Genomic DNA, 22155 nt, shown 5'->3' with positions numbered 1-22155 from the left:
TTGCATCGTAGTTTGCATTATATTGTCACCCCTTAATCTGTCTTGTATAATGAACAGGTTAAGGGGTGATTTCGTGTTACAACCGAAGACGCGTTGGAAAGAAAAAGAATATAATGACGAGCGAGTGAGTGAATTAGCAAGTAAATTACAGTTATCGCCACTTGTCGTTTCGTTATTCCTCGGTAGAGGACTCGATACAGAAGATAAGATTTTAGATTTTTTAAATACAGAAAATCAAGAATTTCATGATCCATTTTTATTAGAAGGAATGGATAGAACGGTAGAACGTGTAAATAAGGCGATTCAAAATGGAGAGCAAATATTAATATTTGGTGATTACGATGCGGACGGAGTAAGTAGTACGACAGTTTTATATCTTGCTCTTCAAGAATTAGGTGCAGAAGTAGAATTTTACATTCCAAATCGTTTTACAGAAGGGTATGGACCGAACGAAGAAGCATTTCGTTGGGCGCATAGCGCAGGGTTCTCGCTAATTATTACTGTCGATACTGGTATTGCAGCGGTACATGAAGCGAATGTAGCGAAAGAGCTTGGAATAGATCTAATTATTACAGATCACCATGAGCCACCGCCAGAATTGCCAGAAGCACTTGCGATTATACATCCGAAATTAGATGGCGGTGTATATCCGTTTCACTATTTAGCTGGTGTAGGTGTTGCGTTTAAAGTTGCGCATGCACTATTAGGCCGTGTACCAGAACATTTATTAGAGATCGCAGTAATTGGTACAGTAGCCGATTTAGTATCACTTCATGGTGAAAATAGGTTGCTAGTGAAACGCGGTTTAAAACATATGCGTATGACGAGAAATATTGGTTTGAAGGCATTGTTTAAAGTTGCTAACGTTTCGCAAAGTGAAATTACCGAAGAGAGTATTGGTTTCTCAATTGCACCTCGTATTAATGCGGTTGGGCGTTTAGAAGATGCTGCGCCGGCTGTACACCTTTTATTATCAGATGATCCAGAGGAAGCGAAAGAGCTAGCTGAAGAAATTGATGAGCTGAACAAACTGCGAAAAGATATTGTAAAGCAAATTACAGAAGAGGCTATCGCTGAAGTGGAAAATAACTTCCCACCAGAAGAAAATAAAGTATTAGTACTTGCGAAAGAAGGCTGGAACCCAGGGGTAATTGGAATTGTTGCTTCGAAATTAGTTGAACGTTTTTATCGTCCGACGATTGTATTAAGCATTGATCCTATAAAAGAAACAGCAAAAGGCTCAGCACGTAGTATTGCAGGATTTGATTTGTTTGCAAATTTATCAGATTGTAGAGAGTTATTACCACACTTCGGAGGGCATCCGATGGCAGCGGGAATGACGCTACATATGAATGATGTAGATGAATTACGTCGCTGCTTAAATGAACAAGCAGATGCAATTTTAACAGAAGAAGATTTTATTCCAATTACAGCAGTTGATGTTTTTTGTAAAGTAGAGGATGTAACGCTAGCGGCAATTGAAGATATGCAAAAACTAGCCCCGTTTGGTGTTGGAAATCCGAAACCACGTATTGCAGTAAAAGATGCAGAGTTAGAAAGCATTCGCGCAATCGGATCAGATGGCTCTCATTTAAAAATGGCTCTTCGTGATGGACAAGCAACACTGGATACAATTGGATTTGGCTTTGGTGCATATGCGAAAGAAATCTCTCCAGTTGCAAAAGTATCTGTAATAGGAGAAGCGTCTATTAATGAATGGAATAACTTTAAGAAGCCACAACTAATGGTACAAGATATTGCTGTAGAGGCGTGGCAATTATTTGATTGGCGTAGTATGCGTAATGCAGAAGCAAATTTAGCAGAACTTCCGAAAGAAAAAATAACAATGGTGTATTTTTCTGAAGAGGTATTGAATAAATTTTCTTTAGAGAGCTATAAAGAAAAGCTCATGCATGCTTCAGAAGTAACGCATTTAGATGATCAATATATCGTGTTACTTGATTTACCAAAAGGAACAGATGAATTACGTGAGCTATTTAAGGTAGGATTCCCAGCGCGAATTTATACGCTATTTTATCAAGAGAATAACCACTTATTTAGTACAGTTCCGACGAGAGAACACTTTAAATGGTACTATTCTTTCTTAAGCCAAAAAACACCATTTTCTTTAAGACAATATGGAGAACAACTATGTCGTCATAAAGGTTGGTCAAAAGATACAGTAAATTTCATGACACAGGTGTTTTTTGAGTTAGAATTTGTTACAATAAAAGATGGCGTCATTTTTATGGCAGACAAAAAACAAAAGCGTGATTTAATTGAATCGAACACATATCGTGAGAAAATGAACCACTTACAATTAGAAAAAGAATTGGTTTATAGCACATATCAGCAACTATATACATGGTTTGAAACGATTCGTAATCATAAAGAAGTAGAACAGTTAGGGTAAAGGATTTGTATTTACAAACCTTTTAGATCTGAGGAGGATTCAGAAATATGGATTTCAAGCAACATATCGCAATTGTACCGGATTATCCGAAAGAAGGTATTGTGTTTAAAGACATTACACCTTTAATGAATGACGGTAAAGCATACAAAGCAGCAACAGACGCAATCGTTGAGTACGCAAAAGAAAGAGATATCGATGTTGTAGTAGGACCAGAAGCTCGTGGTTTCATTATCGGTTGCCCAGTTTCTTATGCGTTAGAAGTAGGATTTGCGCCAGTTCGTAAATTAGGAAAATTACCACGTGAAGTAATTACAGTTGACTACGGTAAAGAATATGGTAAAGATGTTTTAACAATCCATAAAGATGCAATTAAGCCAGGTCAACGCGTATTAATTACAGATGATCTATTAGCTACAGGTGGAACAATCGAAGCGACAATTAAGTTAGTTGAAGAGCTAGGCGGAGTTGTAGCAGGAATTGCATTCTTAGTAGAACTTACTTACTTAGATGGTCGTAAAATGTTAGATGGTTACGATGTATTAGTATTAGAAAAATACTAATCACTATATAGGTAAAACTACGGTGATAAAAAGTACCCGTGAATCTCTTGGAGAGGAGCGGGTACTTTTGTATAATTGAACAAAAAATTATGGTGAAATGTCAGTAAAATCTTTTCCTTTTCACAATTCACAATCATTGGGTTATAATGATAGAATATAATTTATTCTATTAAATAAAGATAAAGTCAATTTTCAATAAAAGGTGATTCGATGGCAAATGAGCAGGTACTAACAGCTGAACAGGTACTCGAGAAAGCAAGTCAATATTTAGCGGATGAAGATATTGAGCTAGTGGCACGTGCCTATGAATATGCACGTGATGCGCATAGCGAACAATATAGAAAATCGGGTGAACCGTATATTATTCATCCGATTCAAGTTGCAGGTATTTTAGTTGATTTACACATGGATCCAGCTACGGTATCAGCAGGTTTCTTACATGATGTAGTGGAAGATACAGAGATTACGTTAGAAGATATTGAACGGGAATTTAACAAAGAAATTGCTATGCTTGTTGATGGCGTTACAAAGCTTGGGAAGATCAAATATAAATCTCACGAACAACAACAAGCAGAAAACCATCGCAAAATGTTTATTGCAATGGCTCAAGATATTCGAGTTATTTTAATTAAACTAGCTGATCGTCTTCATAACATGCGTACATTGAAACATTTGCCTCAAGAGAAGCAGCGTCGCATAGCGAATGAAACGTTAGAAATCTTTGCACCTTTAGCACATAGACTCGGAATTAGTACTATTAAATGGGAGCTAGAGGATACGTCACTTCGCTATTTAAATCCCCAACAATATTATCGTATTGTAAATTTAATGAAGCGTAAACGTGCAGAACGTGAAGAATACTTAGACGAAGTAATGACTGGTATTCGTGAGAAATTAAAAGAAGTTGCAATTCAACCTGAGATTTCTGGAAGACCGAAACATATTTACAGTATTTATCGTAAAATGGCACTGCAAAATAAGCAGTTCAATGAAATTTACGATTTATTAGCTGTACGTGTCGTTGTAAATAGTATTAAAGATTGTTATGCGGTGCTTGGAATTATTCATACGTGCTGGAAGCCGATGCCAGGTCGTTTTAAAGATTATATTGCAATGCCAAAAGCAAATCTATATCAATCTCTTCATACGACTGTAATTGGACCAAAAGGTGATCCACTTGAAGTGCAAATTCGTACGAAAGAAATGCACGAAATTGCAGAATTCGGGATCGCGGCACACTGGGCGTACAAAGAAGGAAAAACAGCAGAAACAACAGGTACATTAGAGAAGAAACTCACATGGTTCCGTCAAATATTAGAATGGCAAAATGAAGCTTCTAATGCAGAAGAATTTATGGAGTCATTAAAAATTGATTTATTCTCTGACATGGTATTCGTCTTTACACCGAAAGGCGATGTAATGGAATTACCACTTGGATCGGTTCCGATTGATTTCGCGTATCGTGTCCATTCGGAAATTGGGAATAAAACAATTGGTGCAAAAGTAAACGGTAAAATGGTGACGTTGGATTATAAATTAAAAACAGGCGACATCATTGAAATTTTAACGTCGAAACATTCATATGGCCCAAGTCAAGATTGGGTAAAACTTGCTCAAACATCTCATGCGAAAAATAAAATTCGTCAATTCTTTAAGAAACAACGTAGAGACGAAAATATTGAAAAAGGCCGTGAACTTGTTGAAAAGGAAGTACGTGGTCTAGAGTATGAGATGAAAGAAGTATTGGCGCCGGATAACTTAAAACGCGTCGCTGAGAAATTTAACTTTGCAAATGAAGAAGATATGTTTGCAGCAGTTGGATATAGCGGAATTACAGCTTCGCAAATTGTTACGCGACTAACGGACAAGTTCCGCAAACAACGCGAAGAAGAAGAAATTGTTGAAGTTAAAGAAGTCCGTAAACCGATGAAAATTCGAAAATGGGATTCTGGTGTAAAGGTAAGCGGTGCTGATAATTTATTAATCCGTTTATCGAAATGCTGTAACCCAGTTCCGGGCGATGATATCGTTGGGTATATTACGAAAGGCCGAGGTGTATCAATTCACCGCCGTGATTGTGTAAATGTTCATACAGAAGAAGCTGTAGAACGATTATTAGAGGTAGAGTGGGAAGGTAGCCCTGAAAAAGAAATTGAGTATAACGTTGATATTGAAATTTCAGGTTACGATCGCCGCGGTTTATTAAATGAAGTACTGCAAGCTGTTACAGAGACGAAAACATACATTTCAGCTGTTTCTGGTAGAAGTGACCGTAATAAGATGGCAACAATTAATATGTCAATCTCGATTCGTAACTTACAACACTTGAAAAAAGTAGTAGAACGCATTAAACGCGTTCCAGAAATTTATGCAGTACGACGCATGATGCATTAATAGGGAGTGTAGAAAGATGAGAGTTGTTTTACAACGATCAAAGAAAGCGTCTGTCACAGTAGACGGTGAGATCGTAGGACAAATTCCGTTCGGTTTAACATTACTAGTTGGCATTACGCACGAAGATACAGAAAAAGATGCAACTTACATTGCGGAAAAAATTGCAAACTTACGTATTTTTGAAGATGAGAGCGGAAAGATGAATCATTCTGTACTTGATGTAGAAGGACAAGTTCTATCTATTTCGCAATTCACATTATACGGAGATTGCCGCAAGGGCAGACGTCCAAACTTTATGGATGCTGCGAAACCTGATTATGCAGAGCGTTTATACGATTTCTTTAATGAAGAAGTTCGTAAACAAGGATTACATGTGGAAACAGGGAAGTTTGGAGCAATGATGGACGTTTCTTTAATCAATGATGGTCCGGTGACCTTAATTGTAGAAAGTAAATAGTGTTCATAAAAAAGAGAGGGTTATATAATCCTCTCTTTTTTATACATTGTTGTATGTTTTGTTCATTTATTTGGAATCAATAGCAGTTTCGGTTATGTATAACTCTCTCATCAATATGGAACAATAAAAAGTAAAACATCCATATTGAATGTGAGGGATATACGTATGCGTATGAATGAAAAAGGGCATTCTGTTACAAATGGTGCAAATCAACTGTTTAACGTGAATTTTCATGATTTTATTTCAAAAGAGCAAAACAATACTTCAATGGAGCTTGCTTCGGAGTTTGGGATTTCTCTTCAAGATGTAAAGCGTTTAAAGAAGCAGATTGAACGTTCTTAGAGCACTTGACAATCCTACTTAACAAACGTATAGTAATTTTATATTTACATATGAATATAACCGTTGATAGAGAAGAGTAAATGAGACACACATGGAAAGAGAAGGAATGTCTTAGGCTGAAAACATTTCTGCATGATGACTGATTGAATGACACTCTAGAGGTTTCAACTTGAACGGCATATATGCTTAGTAGGGATGAACGCATATTTAAGCGTTATTAAAAAAGTGGAAGCATACGTGCTTCAATTAGGGTGGCACCACGGGTATAATACTCTCGTCCCTACTGTTTAAACAGTAGAGGCGGGAGTTTTTTTATTTTTATTAAGATTAAAACAATTTGAGGAGGAACTGAATATGTCTATTCAAATCCCACGCGGAACGCAAGATATTCTTCCAGGCACTGTTGAGTTATGGCAGTATATCGAAGGGCAAGCACGCGAAATTTGCCGTCGTTACAATTATAAAGAAATTCGTACACCAATTTTTGAACACACTGAGCTATTTTTACGCGGTGTTGGTGATACGACAGATATCGTACAAAAAGAAATGTACTCATTCCAAGATCGTGGAGAGCGTAGCTTAACATTACGTCCAGAAGGTACTGCACCTGTTGTACGTTCTTACGTTGAAAATAAAATGTTTGGTGATGCGACACAACCAACGAAATTATACTATATCGGTCAAATGTTCCGTTATGAAAGACCACAAGCAGGTCGCTATCGTCAATTCGTACAATTCGGTATCGAAGCAATCGGCAGTAATGACCCTGCAATTGATGCAGAAGTAATTGCACTTGCTGTTGAATTTTACCGCGGCATGGGCTTAAAAAATATTAAAGTTGTATTAAACAGTTTAGGTGACGCAGCGAGCCGTCAAGCACACCGTGATGCATTAATCGCACACTTTGAGCCACGTATCGGCGAATTCTGTTCTGACTGTCAATCTCGCTTAGAAAAGAACCCACTTCGAATTTTAGACTGTAAGAAAGACCGTAACCATGAATTAATGGGAACAGCACCATCTATTACAGAATACTTAAACGAAGATTCAGCAGTATACTATGACAAAGTTCAAGAACTATTAACGATGATGGATGTTCCATTTGAAAAAGATCCGAACTTAGTGCGTGGTTTAGACTACTATCAACACACTGTTTTTGAAATTATGAGTGAGGCAGAAGGTTTCGGTGCGATCACTACATTAAGCGGTGGTGGCCGTTATAACGGACTTGTACAAGAAATCGGTGGACCAGAAATGCCAGGTATCGGTTTTGCAATGAGTATTGAACGTTTAATTATGGCGCTAAAAGCTGAAAACATTGAATTACCACTTGAACATAGCATTGATTGTTACGTTGTAGCGCTTGGCGAAAAAGCGAAAGACCATGCTGCAAAAGTTGCGTTCGATCTTCGTAAAGCTGGATTGTCAGTTGAAAAAGATTATTTAGATCGCAAAATGAAAGCACAATTTAAATCAGCAGATCGTCTAAAGGCGAAATTTGTAGCTGTATTAGGAGAAGATGAGCTAGATAAAGGCATCATTAACTTAAAAGATATGGCAACAGGTGAACAAGAAGAAGTAGCGTTAGATGTATTTGCTTCATACGTAGCAGAGAAATTAATATAGGGGGAACTTACAGTGGCTGAAAGAACACATGCATGTGGAAAAGTAACAGTAGAAGCTGTTGGACAAACAGTTCAATTAAAAGGTTGGGTACAAAAACGCCGTGACTTAGGTGGATTAATCTTTATCGATTTACGTGACCGTACAGGTATCGTACAAGTTGTATTTAACCCAGAAACATCAAAAGAAGCGTTAGAAGTAGCAGAAACAATTCGTAGCGAATACGTATTACACGTAGAAGGTACAGTTGTTGAACGTGGTGAAGGCGCAATTAATGACAATATGGCAACTGGTCGTATTGAAGTACAAGCAACAAAAGTAAATGTACTAAATGCAGCGAAAACAACGCCAATTATCATTGCTGATGATACAGATGCATCAGAAGATGTGCGTTTAAAATATCGTTATTTAGACTTACGTCGTCCTGTAATGTTCAACACATTCAAAATGCGTCACGATGTAACAAAAACAATTCGTAACTTCTTAGATACAGAAGAGTTCTTAGAAGTAGAAACACCAATTTTAACGAAAAGCACGCCAGAAGGAGCTCGTGACTATTTAGTGCCAAGTCGTGTACATGATGGTGAATTCTATGCATTACCACAGTCACCACAGTTATTTAAACAGCTTCTTATGGTCGGCGGATTTGAGCGTTACTATCAAGTAGCACGTTGTTTCCGTGATGAAGATTTACGTGCGGATCGTCAACCAGAATTCACGCAAATCGATATCGAAGCTTCATTCTTAACACAAGATGAAATTTTAGATATGATGGAGCGTATGATGACGAAAGTTATGAAGGATGCAAAAGGTGTAGAAGTGAGTGCACCATTCCCTCGTATGAAATATGCTGATGCAATGGCTCGCTACGGTTCTGATAAGCCAGATACACGCTTTGAAATGGAACTAACAGACTTATCTGAGTTTGCAGCAGATTGTGGCTTTAAAGTGTTTACAAGTGCTGTAGAAAGCGGCGGACAAGTAAAAGCAATTAATGCAAAAGGTGCTGCAAGTAAATATTCTCGTAAAGACATCGATGCATTAACTGAATTCGTGAAAGTATACGGTGCAAAAGGTCTAGCTTGGCTTAAAGTTGAAGAAGACGGCCTAAAAGGACCGATTGCGAAATTCTTCGGTGAAGAAGATGCAAATGTGTTAATGAGCACATTAGAAGCTACTGCTGGCGACTTATTACTATTCGTAGCAGATAAGAAGAGCGTTGTTGCAGATAGCTTAGGCGCACTTCGTTTACGTCTAGGTAAAGAGCTTGAGTTAATTGATGAAAGTAAATTTAACTTCCTATGGGTAACTGATTGGCCACTACTTGAGTACGATGAAGATGCAGATCGTTACTTCGCAGCTCACCACCCATTCACAATGCCATTCCGTGAAGACGTTGAGTTACTAGAAACAGCACCAGAAAAAGCACGTGCACAAGCATATGACCTTGTATTAAACGGTTATGAGCTTGGTGGTGGATCACTTCGTATTTACGAGCGTGACGTACAAGAAAAAATGTTCAAAGCACTTGGATTCTCACAAGAAGAAGCGCAAGAGCAATTCGGATTCTTATTAGAAGCATTCGAATACGGTACACCACCACACGGCGGAATCGCATTAGGTTTAGATCGTCTTGTTATGTTACTTGCAGGCCGTACGAACCTTCGTGATACAATTGCATTCCCGAAAACAGCAAGCGCAAGCTGCTTATTAACAGAAGCTCCAAGCCCAGTTGCAGAAGCGCAGCTTGAAGAACTGAACTTAAAATTAAGCTTGAAAGAAGAGAAGTAAGAATAGGGTCTAGATGGTTATACTATAACCGTCTAGACTTTTTTTGAGAGGTTGTTTAAAAAGTCCGGTTTAGATAACTGTCGCATCTCATCGTTGCTTCGCCAGTCCGGTGCTCGAGTAGTGTTTCTACACTGCGCTCCTCCTGGCTTCAGCGCCTCGATCTGCTCGGTTCTCTAAATCCTCCTTTTTAAACGTGTATTGAAAGGAAGTTTAAAAAGTCTGGTTCAGATAACTGTCGCATCTCATCGTTGCTTCGCCAGTCCGGTGCTCGAGTAGTGTTTCTACACTGCGCTCCTCCTGGCTTCAGCGCCTCGATCTGCTCGGTTCTCTAAATCCTCTTTTTTAAACGTGTATTTAGGAAGAAATAAAATTCTGGTCTATGTTTTCATTCTCGAAATATGTATTTTTAAGAATTCTATAACTTTTTCTATACAAATAGTCGGAAAAACGCTAGAATACATGGTAGACCATTTTTGTAATAGGAGTGTAGAGCTGAATGTTACATCAATTTTCACGTAATGAATTAGCCTTCGGTAAAGAAGGACTTGAAATATTAAAAAATAGTACAGTCGGTATTTTAGGAATTGGCGGTGTAGGTTCTTTTGCAGCTGAAGCGTTAGCACGTTCTGGCGTAGGACGTCTCGTATTAGTTGATAAAGACGTTGTAGATATTACAAACGTAAACCGTCAAATTCACGCTTTAGTATCTACTGTAGGACGTTCAAAAGTAGAATTAATGAAAGAGCGTATCGCGGACATTAACCCAGAGTGTGAAGTAATTGGACTAGAAATGTTTTATACAGATGAAACATATGAAGAGTTCTTTAAGTACGGTTTAGACTTTGTAGTGGATGCATCTGATACGATTACGTTCAAAATTCATTTAATTAAACAATGTTTACGTCGTAAAATTAAAATTATCTCAAGTATGGGTGCAGCGAATAAAATGGACCCAACTCGTTTCCGTATTGCGGACATCTCTAAAACACATACAGATCCAATTGCGAAAGTCATTCGTACGAAGCTTCGTAAAGAGGGTATTAAAAAAGGTGTAAAAGTTGTCTTCTCTGACGAAAACCCAATCGTAATTCGTGAAGAAGTACGTAAAGAAATTGTACCAGACGAGAATGCAAAAATTCGTAAGGCGAAATTACCGCCTTCATCAAATGCATTCGTACCATCTGTGGCAGGCTTAATTATGGCAAGTCACGTTGTACGTGAACGCATTAAAAACGTAGAAGTGAAACGTGTAGGGCAAGAATAAAAGAAAAGCATATATCCATTTTGGATATATGCTTTTTTATATGTATTAAAGAAATATGAATATTTGCATCACTACTAGTTCAAATGTAAGTAAGGTTAGTAAGCAATAATCATATTTATCTGATTTATAGGCGGATGTCTTTTTTAGACTGTTAATGGTGAAAAGAGCTAAAGTTAGGACGAGAAGGCCAAGAGTTATTTTGAAGATTATTAATGAAATAGCAACCATCTCCCTTTAAAGGTATATGTTTATAATGACATTTTAGTAAAAAATATCCAATCAGTTTTAGGAGTTTCCTTGTATGACAAGGAGGAATGTTATTGTCAATCTTTGTCGTTAAATCGATATCCTTTATTGAATCGTTGATATATTGTAAGTTGTGATAGATATATTTGAAAAATCGTTGATATATTGCAAGTTGTGATAGATATATTTGAAAAATCGTTGATATATTGCAAGTTGTGATAGATATATTCGAAAAACCGTTAATATAATTTCATTTACCGATATCTATATATGGCTCACCGAAAACAAACAGGGATGTCACTCAGTTAAAAAAGTGACATCCCTGTTTTTAATTCTCTGCAGAATAAATAATATCTAAATTCCCATTTTGATCAGTTTTGAAAATTGGGGCAATTTGCTCTTCTTGCTCTTCGACTGAAACAAGTTTTCGAGCACGATCCATAATTCGAACAAGCATCGCGTAATCTTCTTCGATTGCTTGTTGTTTTTTTGTGAGTACCGCTAATTTCGTTTCAAGTTCATGATTCGTTTTTTGCAGAGAAGTGAGCTGAGCTTGTAATACATCATTTTCCGTTTGCAACTTTGCGAGTGAAGGGTTATTATGCTCCAAGTTTTGCAAAAATGAGATGACATTTTGCATCGTAAGATCTTGTTTACTTGGCGTAATATCTTCTGAAAAATCGGCGTCAATTACGAGTTGTTTCGTTTTCGTGAACCGATCTTTTTCTATATTAGCTTCAGAACGTTTTAATTCTTTACGTTGTTTTTTTGCAAGCTGCACCGCATCCTCGTAATTCGGTCTTACTTCAGCATTCCATCTAAAGCCGCAAGCTGCTGAAGTCCGGTTCAACGCATCGCCAACTTCATCAAATGCTTTTATTTGTGTACTTCCGCTGCGAATATGTCGTAAAACAGTTTCTGCTAAAAGGAGATCATCTTCTTTTGTCCATGCATCTTGACGTGTTTTCATAAGCGAAGCCTCCATAATGGTGACGTTTTCGTTTATGTTACCCTTTATTTTTCGTTTTATTCGAAGTTTGTAATCTTTCATAAACAGTAGAAAGTGCTTGCTCAAATTTTCCTGTCGTTTTCGGTTTATAATATTGCTTGCTTTTTATTTTATCAGGTAAGTATTGTTGCCTTACCCAGCCGTTTGGATGGTCGTGCGGATATAAATATCCAATGCCTCTTCCAAGTGATTCTGCGCCTTTGTAATGACTATCTTTTAAATGGCTTGGAATGTCACCTGTTTGACCGTTGCGTAAATCGTGTAATGCAGCATCAAGTGCTTTATAAGCTGAATTTGATTTTGGTGATAAGCATAGCTCGATAACGGCATTTGCAAGTGGGATGCGTGCTTCTGGGAATCCAACTCGTTCAGCTGATTCAATTGCAGCTAGTGTACGTGGTCCAGCTTGTGGGCTAGCAAGTCCAATATCTTCATAAGCCATAATAAGAAGGCGTCTGCCAATGCTTTGTAAATCACCTGCTTCAATAAGGCGTGCTAAATAATGGAGTGCTGCATTTACATCACTTCCGCGCACTGATTTTTGAAATGCTGATAATACATCATAATGAGCATCGCCGCCTTTGTCGTGGACGAAGCTCTTCTTTTGTAAGCATTCTTCTGCAATCTCGAGTGTGATTTCAGCCGCTTGATCGTCTGTAGTAAAGCTAGATAATACAGCAAGCTCAAGTGCGTTATAAGCGGAACGCATATCACCACCAGAGGCGTTTGCAAAGTGATGTAGTGCTTCATCTGTTACCGTTACTGCATATTCTCCAAGCCCTTTTTCTTTATCTTCTAAAGCTCTTTTTAACCCAATTAAAATATCTTCTTCTGTTAGTGCGTGTAATTCGAAAATTTGACACCTGCTTCGAATAGCGGAGTTTATTGCATGGAATGGATTACTTGTCGTAGCACCAATTAAAGTAAGAAGTCCGCTTTCTAAGTGAGGTAATAGAAAGTCTTGCTTTGCTTTATCTAGACGGTGAACTTCATCTAAAATTAAAACGAGATGTCGATGCATCTTCGCTTCTTGTACGACAACTTCCATATCTTTTTTATTGTGAGTAACAGCGTTCAATAGACGAAACGGGGTACCGGTACTTCCTGCAATTGCACTGGCAATGGATGTTTTTCCTGTACCTGGAGGACCGTATAAAATCATAGATTGAAAATGATTGGCTTGGACCATTCGCCATAAAATCTTTCCTTCACCAACTAAATGTTGTTGCCCAATAATTTCTTGAATATTTGTAGGGCGCATTCGATGTGCGAGTGGTTGTTTCATTTGGACCGTCTCCCTTAATATATAATCTCGTTCTATCGTATCATTTTTTTCTACGGAATTTGAAATAGGATGCTGTTTTATGGGAAAAATGAAGATTAATATTTTCATTTTTCTTTCAATTGTAATAATTTCCGAGTTTTTCAATGTGATTTTATGTTATCATTTTGATACACAAGTTGAAATTTCTTATAATACTATATTATGCTATAATTTCATAGGATTTTAAATTGTGTTCTTTTTATAAATAAGATATAACCAATAGAAGTGAAAATTTGAAAAGAGGTGCAAAATAGATGAAGATTTCAACAAAAGGCCGCTATGGCTTAACAATTATGATTGATCTTGCAAAAAAGTTTGGTGAAGGTCCGATTTCATTAAAATCAATTGCGCAGGCGCATGACTTATCCGAGCATTACTTAGAGCAATTAATTTCACCACTTCGTAACGCTCGTCTTGTAAAGAGTACGCGCGGGGCATACGGCGGATATGTATTATCTGATCAACCGGCTAACATTACAGCTGGGGATGTAATCCGTGTATTAGAGGGACCGATTAGTGTTGTAGAAATGATAGAAGAAGAAGAGCCAGCACAGCGCCAGTTATGGATGCGTGTTCGTGATGCGGTGCAAGAAGTGTTAGATAGTACAACGTTAGAAGATTTAGTACGTTATGAGGAAGAAAATCACGGGGGCTATATGTTTTACATTTAATTCCTTGTGAAACGATTTGGAAAGAAGGAGATTTAATGGAACGCATTTACTTAGATCATGCTGCGACATCTCCGACTCACCCAGAAGTGGTCGAAAAGATGATTCCATATATGACAGAAATATTCGGGAACCCGTCTAGTATTCACTTTTATGGACGTCAAACTCGCCATGCAGTAGATGAGGCGAGACGAGTGTGTGCACGCAGCATTCATGCGAATCCGAATGAAATTATATTTACGAGCGGTGGTACAGAAGCTGATAATTTAGCGCTTATCGGTGTAGCACGTGCGAACTGTCATAAAGGTAACCACATAATAACGACGCAAATTGAACATCATGCGATTTTGCATACGTGCGAATTGTTAGAGCGTGAAGGGTTTGAAGTGACATATTTACCTGTCGATGAAACAGGGCTTATTCAAGTTTCTGACATACAAAAGGCATTAACAGAAGAGACGATTCTTGTATCTGTTATGTTTGGGAATAATGAAGTAGGGACAATGCAACCAATTGTGGAAATAGGAAAGTTGCTAAAAGATCATCAAGCTTATTTCCATACAGATGCGGTACAAGCTTACGGTTTAGTAGAAATTAATGTGAAAGAGTTTGGAATTGATTTATTATCAATTTCAGCTCATAAAATTAATGGGCCAAAAGGTGTAGGGTTCTTATACGCTGGTGCAAATGTGAAATTTGAACCGTTATTAATAGGCGGAGAGCAAGAAAGAAAACGCCGTGCTGGTACGGAAAATGTGCCTAGTATTGCTGGGCTTCAGCATGCAATTCTTATAGCTGAAAAAACTCGTGAGCAAAAAAATGCCCAATATGAAGAGTTTAAAGATATAATGGTATCTGTCTTCAAAAATGAAGGCATTACTTTCGAGGTAAACGGAAACTTAGAACATCGCTTACCGCATGTACTTAATGTAAGTTTTACAGGAATGAACATTGAACCATTTCTTGTGAACTTAGACCTTGCTGGCATTGCAGTATCAAGCGGTTCTGCTTGTACAGCTGGTTCGATTGATCCATCACATGTATTAGTAGCGATGTTTGGAAAAGACTCCGATCAAATACGTTCATCCGTACGCTTTAGTTTTGGACTTGGAAATACGAAAGAGCAAATTGAAAAAGCGGCGTACGAAACAGTGAAAATCGTGAAGCGATTAACACAAAATTAGCATGGGAGGTGACATGATGAACAAACTACCTCACGAAACACGCGTTGTCATCGGAATGTCCGGTGGCGTCGATTCATCTGTAGCAGCACTTTTATTAAAAGAGCAAGGTTATGATGTAATCGGAATTTTTATGAAAAACTGGGATGATACAGATGAGAATGGTGTCTGCACAGCAACAGAAGATTACAATGATGTAATTGAAGTGTGTAACCAAATTGGTATTCCGTATTATGCAGTAAACTTTGAAAAACAATACTGGGATAAAGTATTTACGTACTTCTTAGATGAGTATCGAGCTGGTCGTACACCAAACCCAGATGTAATGTGTAATAAAGAAATTAAATTTAAAGCATTTTTAGAGCATGCAATTGCGCTTGGTGCGGATTATGTGGCAACAGGCCATTATGCACGCGTTGCTTATATGGACGGCGAATATAAAATGCTTCGCGGCGTTGATGACAATAAAGATCAAACATATTTCTTAAATCAATTAAGCCAAGAGCAATTATCAAAAACAATGTTCCCGTTAGGTGAATTAAAGAAACCGCAAATTCGTGAAATGGCGAAAGAAGCTGGCTTAGCGACAGCGGCGAAAAAAGATAGTACAGGTATTTGCTTCATTGGTGAGCGTAACTTTAAAGATTTCTTAAGTAACTACTTACCGGCACAACCAGGTGTAATGCAAACATTATCTGGTGAAGTAAAAGGGAAGCATGACGGTTTAATGTATTATACAATTGGACAACGTCATGGCCTTGGAATTGGTGGTAATGGTGATCCATGGTTTGCTGTTGGGAAAAATCTAAAAGAAAACATTTTATATGTTGATCAAGGATTCCATAACGAACTTCTATATGGTGATGAAGTTATTGCTACGAATGTAGGATGGGTAAGTAACAAAGAAAAAGAAACAGAATTTAAGTGCACGGCGAAATTCCGTTATCGTCAAGAAGACAATAAAGTAACGGTTCAAATCGTTGATGAAAATACAGTTCGTATTCTTTGTGATGAGCCAATTCGTGCAATTACACCAGGACAAGCAGTCGTTTTCTATGATGGAGATGAGTGCTTAGGCGGTGCTACAATTGATGAAGTATACCGTAGTGGTAAGAAATTGGATTATTTAGGATAAACGAGAAGCCTCTGCCGATTAGCGGTTAGAGGTTTCTTTTACATAAAGCGAATTTTCGTTCGCTTGGAAAATACATTCTTTGTTATAATTTGTTGTAGAGGTGAAGGACATGTCAAACAAACTTGAAACAGGTATTCAATATATGCAAGAAGGAAACTGGGAAGAAGCAGCTAAAAATTTTACAGAAGCAATCGAAGAAAATCCGAAAGATGCGCTTGGATACATTAATTTTGCAAATTTATTAGACGTATTAGGTGATAGCGAGCGAGCGATTTTATTTTATAAACGCGCACTAGAGTTAGATGATAAATCTGCAGCTGCCTATTATGGTTTAGGAAATGTATATTATGGCCAAGAGCAATTTACTGAGGCGAAAGCTGTATTTGAACAAGCAATGCAAGCTGGATTACAATCAGCTGATGTAACATTTATGTTAGGTATCACACATGTACAGCTTGGAAATGATCGTCTTGCACTACCATTCTTACAAAGAGCAACAGAATTAGATGAAAACGATGTAGAAGCTGTATTCCAGTGCGGACTTTGCTTCGCGCGATTAGAACATGTTCAAGAGGCGAAACCTTATTTTGAAAAGGTATTAGAAATGGATGAAGAGCATGCAGATGCGTATTACAATTTAGGTGTTGCGTACGTATTTGAGGAAAATAATGAGAAGGCTCTCGCTTTATTTAAGAAAGCAACTGAAATTCAGCCAGATCACTTTTTAGCGGGTAATGGCGTTCGTTTATTAGAGCAAGAAGCTGAATAAGATAAAAATATAGTTTAATGGGTAGTTATCCCTCATCTAAAAAGGTGGGGGATGTACTGCTCATTAAAGTGAAAATATCGGAAAGGAGAGGAAAGATGGGAAATCAACATGCAATGGATTTGTTTGAGGAAGAGAAAAAGTTTATAAAAGCGCAAGTTCTTCATACCATTTTCCACAACGAAGAAAACCTCTATTCCGTTGTCAGTATGAAAGTCATTGAAACGAATGAAACGTATGACGAAAAGAAAGTAATGATAAACGGTCATTTTCCCCGCATGCATGAAGATGAAGTGTTTACATTGACAGGTCATTTTAAGGACCATCCAAAGTATGGAAAACAATATATGGTTGAAACATTTAAAAAAGAATTGCCGCAAACAAAAGCAGGTATGGTGCAATATTTAGCGAGTGATTTATTTAAAGGGATAGGAAAACGTACAGCTGAAAAAATTGTGGACCATCTCGGAGAACATGCTATTTCTAAAATTATGGATGACCCTGAGGCGTTAAATGGTGTTGTTAATAAACAAAAGGCTCAGGAAATATATGAGACAATTGTTGAACATCAAGGATTAGAGAAAGTAATGAGCTTTTTAAATGGCTACGGTTTTGGAACGAAACTTTCTATTAAGATTTACCAGCAATATAAAGAGATGACATTAGAAGTGATTCGTAATAATCCGTATCAACTTATTGAAGAAGTGGACGGGATTGGTTTTGGAAGAGCGGATGATATAGGGCGTGCGTTAGGGATATCGGGTAATCATGACGACCGTGTACGAGCGGGATGTTTTTACACATTAGAGAATGTCTCATTACAACTTGGTCATGTTTATATGAGGAAAGATCAACTTGTAAGAGAAACGATGTCACTTTTAAACAATCAAGAAGGAAGAGTGACTGAGGAAGATATTATAGGTTGTATTGAAACGATGCAAAGTGAAGGGAAAGTCATCATAGAAGAAGAACGAGTGTATTTAGCGACGTTATTCTACTCTGAAAAAGGTGTTGTAAAGTCTATTCGCAGGCTTATGAATCAAGAAGAAACACCTTCATTTCCAGAAGCGGAAGTGTTAAAAACGTTAGGTGAAATTGAAGAACAACTGAACGTACAATATGCACCGTTTCAGCAAGAAGCAATTCAAACGGCACTTCATAAACCGATGATGTTATTGACAGGTGGACCAGGAACAGGGAAAACAACAGTTATTAAAGGGATTGTTGAAATGTATGCGTCACTTCACGGATTATCGTTAAATCCGAATGAATACAGTGATGATAATCCATTTCCAATACTATTAACAGCTCCAACAGGAAGAGCAGCGAAGCGGATGAGTGAATCGACAGGACTTCCAGCTTGCACAATTCACCGTTTACTTGGTTGGACGCCAGAAGGATCTTTCCAGCGTAATGAAACGGATCCTGTCCAAGGTAAGCTCCTTATTATCGATGAATTTTCAATGGTTGATATTTGGCTTGCAAATCAGCTATTTAAGTCGTTGCCGACGAATATTCAAGTTATCGTTGTAGGTGATGAAGATCAGTTGCCATCTGTAGGACCTGGACAAGTATTAAAAGATTTATTAAATGCAGGCGCAGTTCCGACAGTGAAGCTTACTGAAATTTATCGTCAAGCGGAAGGCTCATCAGTGATTCAACTTGCCCATGCGATAAAAAATGGAACTCTACCACCAGATTTAGCGCAAAACAAAAAAGATCGTTCGTTTATCAGCTGTACAGGGGCTCAAATTGTTGAGGTTGTGAAAAAAGTTTGCGAAAATGCTAAAACAAAAGGCTTTAGTGCAAGGGATGTTCAAGTATTAGCACCGATGTACCGCGGGCCTGCTGGTATTAATGTATTAAACGAAGCGCTGCAACAAGTATTTAATCCGAAGAGGGAAAAGAGTAAAGAAATTGCTTACGGTGATGTTGTGTACCGAAGAGGTGATAAAGTACTGCAACTCGTGAATCAGCCGGAGAGCCAAGTGTTTAATGGTGATATTGGGGAAATTGTTTCGGTGTTTTATGCAAAAGAAAACGTTGAGCAACAAGATATGATTATCGTTTCATTTGATGGAATTGAGGTAACGTATACGAAGCCCGATTTAAATCAAATTACGCATGCATATTGTTGTTCCATTCATAAATCACAAGGTAGTGAATTTCCGATTGTTATTATGCCAATCGTGAAAAGTTACAACCGTATGTTACGTCGTAATTTAATTTACACGGGTATTACAAGAAGTAAGAAGTTCCTTATTATTTGCGGGGAGGAAGCAGCTTTCCAATCTGGTGTAAATCGCCTTGATGATGCAATGCGTCAAACAACTTTAGCTAGTCGCTTGCAAGAATCACAAGGAGAAGTACAGATGGTCACAGTTAATGGCGAGGAAATGGACGTGGAAAACATTTCACCGTATGATTTCATGTAACAAGGTGAAATTATATAGTGAAACTTTCAAACGCATAGCGTTGAAAGGCTCCAGTAATGTATAAATGAATGCAGTTTGGACATAATGGCGAATAGAATCTGGGAGACTGTAAGGAGATGAAAGCCATATGTTCATTTGTCCAAATTGCAAAGGGAAAGACATTGGAAAAATAGGTGTCAACCAATTTTATTGCTGGAATTGTTATATCGAATTATCGGTTTCAAAGGGGAAAATCCATACACATCAAGTTGAGGAAGACGGTTCATTAAGCTCTCTTGATGATTTATTTGATGAGAATGAAAGAACGATCGGATAACGAAAAGGGGGATTTACTTTGAATCTACGCAATTCATTAATCGCATTAGGTGTTGGAGCTGCAGCATATCAATATGCTCGTAAACAAGATGTATTTTCAAAACGCAATATGAAAAAAGCACGTAAGATGATTAAGTCTTACTTATAATCATTTCGATAAATTGAAAAACTCCCTTGTAGACAAGGGAGTTTTTTTATGCACCCATATGCAAATAAAAAAGTCCGATCTCTGAGAAAAGATAAGATAGACCGTAGCAGCCAACGCCAAGTATTCCATACTGCCATAATTGCTTCGCTTTTTCTTTACGTGAGGAATGAATAAAGAACCCCTTCCAAATACCGAACCCGATACAAATCCATTCAAGAATCATAAAAAGTGCTGATAATCCAAGCATAAACAAAACCATAATTAGCCCTCCTGATTATATTAATTCATGCTGTATTCTCAGGGGTGGTTGTCCTTGTTATGTTATTTATATGTACGTCTTTAAAAAACAGTATGGTCCGTATGAAAAGATTTTAAAAGTTTCGCACATAACCTACCCCATTTATTTTCAAAATAAAGGTGGAGGAGGTTTTTCATGTGAAGAATCTTAAAATCATTTGGATATATCGTTTAGGATTATTGTTACTTGTTTTTCTTTGTCTGCTCGTCTTTTTAAAAATTAAGCCGCTATGGGCACCGATTATTTTTGTATTTAAAGTAGCAATCACGCCGTTTCTTATCGCGTGTTTTATTGCGTATTTATTGCACCCTTTAATTGAAAAAATTCATAAGGAAGGGATGCCCCGTACACTTGCCATTTTGCTCATTTATATCCTTTTCTTTGGCGGAATTGGTTATGGGATTTATAAAGGAACACCAGTTGTTATTAAACAGTTACAAGAGATTAATGAACAATTTCCCCAGTTTACAAAGATGTACGATTCGTGGATGGATGGCGTTACAGAACAAACAGCGAATTTCCCTTCGTTCATTCATGAAAAGGTGAAGCAACTTTTTGTGGGTGTGGAAACGAAGATTCAAGCGCTTTTAAATAAAGTGATGAGTACAGCTCGTGGTGTACTCGATTCATTGCTCATTATTTTCTTAATACCGTTTATTGTATTTTACATATTAAAAGATTATGGTGAGTTTTATCATATCTTTTGGAAACTAGTCCCAAGTAAATGGCGAGGTACGGGGCAAATGCTTGCGAAAGAAATTGATAAGTCACTTGGAAGCTATATTCGAGGACAGTTATTTGTTTGTTTAGTATTAGGGGGAGTATCAGCTCTTTCTTTTTGGTTTATCGGTATGAAATATCCATTATTGCTTGGCATTATTATTGGGGTAACGGATATAATCCCATACTTCGGTCCTATTTTAGGAGCGATCCCGACGTTAATGATTGCAGCAACAGTATCAACGAGTTTACTTATTAAGGCGGGGATCACGATTGCGATTTTGCAATTTGTGGAGAGTAACATTTTATCGCCTTACATCGTTGGTAAGTCACTTCGTATGCATCCCGTTATTATTATGCTTGCCTTACTAGTTGGGGGAGAGGTAGCTGGGATTGTAGGATTGCTAATATCGGTTCCGATTTTAGCAGTTATTCGCACTGTCATTGTTCATGTGAGACCGCTCTTGAAAAAAGAAGATGTGTAAGTATAGAAGCCCTCTATGTAAGAAATAGAGGGCTAATCATATATTTATTTAGAAAGTTGCTCGTGTATTTTTTGAACGAGGGAGCTCACATCATTTGTTTGAATATGTTTTATTTTTTTCCATTCGTTATCATACATAAATATAATTTGATTGTTGAAAAGACGCTTTTGTTCTTTTAGATTAGAAATTTTTGCGAAAGAGTACTCTTCAAATATTGGATTCTTACTTACATCTGGCCCATAAAAGAATAGTCTTTTGTTCGTTAAAATTAGCAATCCTGGCCTTGCGACGGAACGATAAATAAATATGTCTAATGAACATGCTGCGTAAAATAATATCGTTTCGTCAGTCGCTAATATGTTTTTAGCTTTGCTAAGTAAGGTTGTCATTGTGATCGCTCCTTTATTTTATTAACAATAATTTAATTGTAGCAAAAAAAGTAATATTTAGAAATTTTTATAAATCATTCTTATAAGGAGATTCCGATTTGTTAATAAACGCATAATATATGAAAAGGCTGTTAAGAATGAATAGTAGAATACCTATGATTAATAAGCAATTAATACAATATAAATGATTAT

20 protein-coding genes and 1 other annotated feature are annotated in these 22155 nt (G+C 37.4%); of the genes, 16 read left to right on the top strand and 4 right to left on the bottom strand.

Features of this window, described 5'->3' with window-relative positions; all coding sequences use genetic code 11:
* Nucleotides 1-73: 73 nt before the first annotated feature.
* From recJ to MHH55_RS16125, 8 genes are all read left to right on the top strand, one after another.
* Nucleotides 74-2413 carry a single-stranded-DNA-specific exonuclease RecJ gene (gene recJ / locus MHH55_RS16160; RefSeq protein WP_078186719.1) on the top strand — a complete coding sequence of 780 codons (2340 nt, stop codon included), beginning with the start codon at nt 74-76 and terminating at the stop codon, nt 2411-2413.
* A gap of 47 nt (nt 2414-2460) precedes the next feature.
* A complete protein-coding gene (locus MHH55_RS16155; protein ID WP_000346215.1) occupies nt 2461-2973 on the top strand; it encodes an adenine phosphoribosyltransferase in 513 nt (170 codons plus the stop codon).
* A gap of 210 nt (nt 2974-3183) precedes the next feature.
* Nucleotides 3184-5367: a GTP diphosphokinase gene (gene relA, locus MHH55_RS16150; RefSeq protein WP_001262795.1), complete on the top strand. Its 2184-nt coding sequence runs from the start codon at nt 3184-3186 to the stop codon at nt 5365-5367.
* 16 nt (nt 5368-5383) lie between these two features.
* The gene (locus MHH55_RS16145; protein ID WP_001266965.1) at nt 5384-5824 is read left to right on the top strand and encodes a D-tyrosyl-tRNA(Tyr) deacylase; all 441 of its coding nucleotides are present in this window, start codon (nt 5384-5386) and stop codon (nt 5822-5824) included.
* 165 nt (nt 5825-5989) lie between these two features.
* The gene (locus MHH55_RS16140; protein ID WP_001242605.1) at nt 5990-6166 is read left to right on the top strand and encodes a hypothetical protein; all 177 of its coding nucleotides are present in this window, start codon (nt 5990-5992) and stop codon (nt 6164-6166) included.
* 54 nt (nt 6167-6220) lie between these two features.
* Nucleotides 6221-6451 (top strand) — a binding site (T-box leader).
* A gap of 69 nt (nt 6452-6520) precedes the next feature.
* Nucleotides 6521-7792 carry a histidine--tRNA ligase gene (gene hisS, locus MHH55_RS16135; protein WP_000027084.1) on the top strand — a complete coding sequence of 424 codons (1272 nt, stop codon included), beginning with the start codon at nt 6521-6523 and terminating at the stop codon, nt 7790-7792.
* A gap of 12 nt (nt 7793-7804) precedes the next feature.
* A complete protein-coding gene (gene aspS, locus MHH55_RS16130) occupies nt 7805-9580 on the top strand; it encodes an aspartate--tRNA ligase (RefSeq protein WP_000840891.1) in 1776 nt (591 codons plus the stop codon).
* 496 nt (nt 9581-10076) lie between these two features.
* Nucleotides 10077-10844 (top strand): tRNA threonylcarbamoyladenosine dehydratase, encoded by a 768-nt coding sequence (locus MHH55_RS16125; protein ID WP_000903179.1) that lies wholly within the window; start codon nt 10077-10079, stop codon nt 10842-10844.
* Between the two features lie 574 nt (nt 10845-11418).
* Here the strand turns inward: MHH55_RS16125 and MHH55_RS16120 are convergent.
* On the bottom strand, nt 11419-12060 hold the full coding sequence (locus MHH55_RS16120; RefSeq protein WP_000857709.1) for an RsfA family transcriptional regulator: 642 nt from the start codon (nt 12058-12060) through the stop codon (nt 11419-11421).
* Between the two features lie 37 nt (nt 12061-12097).
* Nucleotides 12098-13384 (bottom strand): replication-associated recombination protein A, encoded by a 1287-nt coding sequence (locus MHH55_RS16115; protein WP_000812943.1) that lies wholly within the window; start codon nt 13382-13384, stop codon nt 12098-12100.
* A 293-nt stretch (nt 13385-13677) separates the two neighbouring features.
* Here MHH55_RS16115 and cymR point away from each other — a divergent pair, with 293 nt between their 5' ends.
* The 7 genes from cymR (at nt 13678) to MHH55_RS16080 (ending at nt 20071) form a co-directional block, all read left to right on the top strand.
* Nucleotides 13678-14094 carry a cysteine metabolism transcriptional regulator CymR gene (gene cymR, locus MHH55_RS16110; protein ID WP_000704116.1) on the top strand — a complete coding sequence of 139 codons (417 nt, stop codon included), beginning with the start codon at nt 13678-13680 and terminating at the stop codon, nt 14092-14094.
* 35 nt (nt 14095-14129) lie between these two features.
* Nucleotides 14130-15275, top strand: coding sequence for a cysteine desulfurase family protein (locus MHH55_RS16105; protein ID WP_078186720.1), 1146 nt, complete (start codon nt 14130-14132; stop codon nt 15273-15275).
* Between the two features lie 16 nt (nt 15276-15291).
* A complete protein-coding gene (gene mnmA / locus MHH55_RS16100; protein ID WP_001038010.1) occupies nt 15292-16407 on the top strand; it encodes a tRNA 2-thiouridine(34) synthase MnmA in 1116 nt (371 codons plus the stop codon).
* 109 nt (nt 16408-16516) lie between these two features.
* Nucleotides 16517-17176, top strand: a complete 660-nt coding sequence (locus tag MHH55_RS16095) for a tetratricopeptide repeat protein (protein WP_000066409.1) — start codon at nt 16517-16519, stop codon at nt 17174-17176.
* A 95-nt stretch (nt 17177-17271) separates the two neighbouring features.
* Nucleotides 17272-19608, top strand: coding sequence for an SF1B family DNA helicase RecD2 (gene recD2 / locus MHH55_RS16090; RefSeq protein WP_000528082.1), 2337 nt, complete (start codon nt 17272-17274; stop codon nt 19606-19608).
* A 127-nt stretch (nt 19609-19735) separates the two neighbouring features.
* Nucleotides 19736-19924 carry a hypothetical protein gene (locus MHH55_RS16085; protein ID WP_000469281.1) on the top strand — a complete coding sequence of 63 codons (189 nt, stop codon included), beginning with the start codon at nt 19736-19738 and terminating at the stop codon, nt 19922-19924.
* Nucleotides 19925-19942: 18 nt separating this feature from the next.
* Nucleotides 19943-20071: a YrzQ family protein gene (locus tag MHH55_RS16080; RefSeq protein ID WP_001053553.1), complete on the top strand. Its 129-nt coding sequence runs from the start codon at nt 19943-19945 to the stop codon at nt 20069-20071.
* 46 nt (nt 20072-20117) lie between these two features.
* Here the strand turns inward: MHH55_RS16080 and MHH55_RS16075 are convergent, their stop codons facing one another.
* The gene (locus MHH55_RS16075) at nt 20118-20330 is read right to left on the bottom strand and encodes a hypothetical protein (protein WP_000242535.1); all 213 of its coding nucleotides are present in this window, start codon (nt 20328-20330) and stop codon (nt 20118-20120) included.
* A gap of 176 nt (nt 20331-20506) precedes the next feature.
* Between MHH55_RS16075 and MHH55_RS16070 the strand changes: the two genes are divergently transcribed.
* Nucleotides 20507-21574 carry an AI-2E family transporter gene (locus tag MHH55_RS16070; RefSeq protein ID WP_000793128.1) on the top strand — a complete coding sequence of 356 codons (1068 nt, stop codon included), beginning with the start codon at nt 20507-20509 and terminating at the stop codon, nt 21572-21574.
* 44 nt (nt 21575-21618) lie between these two features.
* On the opposite strand, the gene MHH55_RS16065 is transcribed toward MHH55_RS16070, so the two are convergent.
* Nucleotides 21619-21963 (bottom strand): PH domain-containing protein, encoded by a 345-nt coding sequence (locus MHH55_RS16065; protein ID WP_000209578.1) that lies wholly within the window; start codon nt 21961-21963, stop codon nt 21619-21621.
* Between the last annotated feature and the right edge of the window lie 192 nt (nt 21964-22155).

Source organism: Bacillus sp. FSL K6-2944, assembly GCF_038005385.1.
Taxonomy (GTDB): domain Bacteria; phylum Bacillota; class Bacilli; order Bacillales; family Bacillaceae_G; genus Bacillus_A; species Bacillus_A cereus.
Note: the sequence above shows the minus strand (reverse complement) of the source record. Positions and strands in the feature narration are given on the sequence as shown.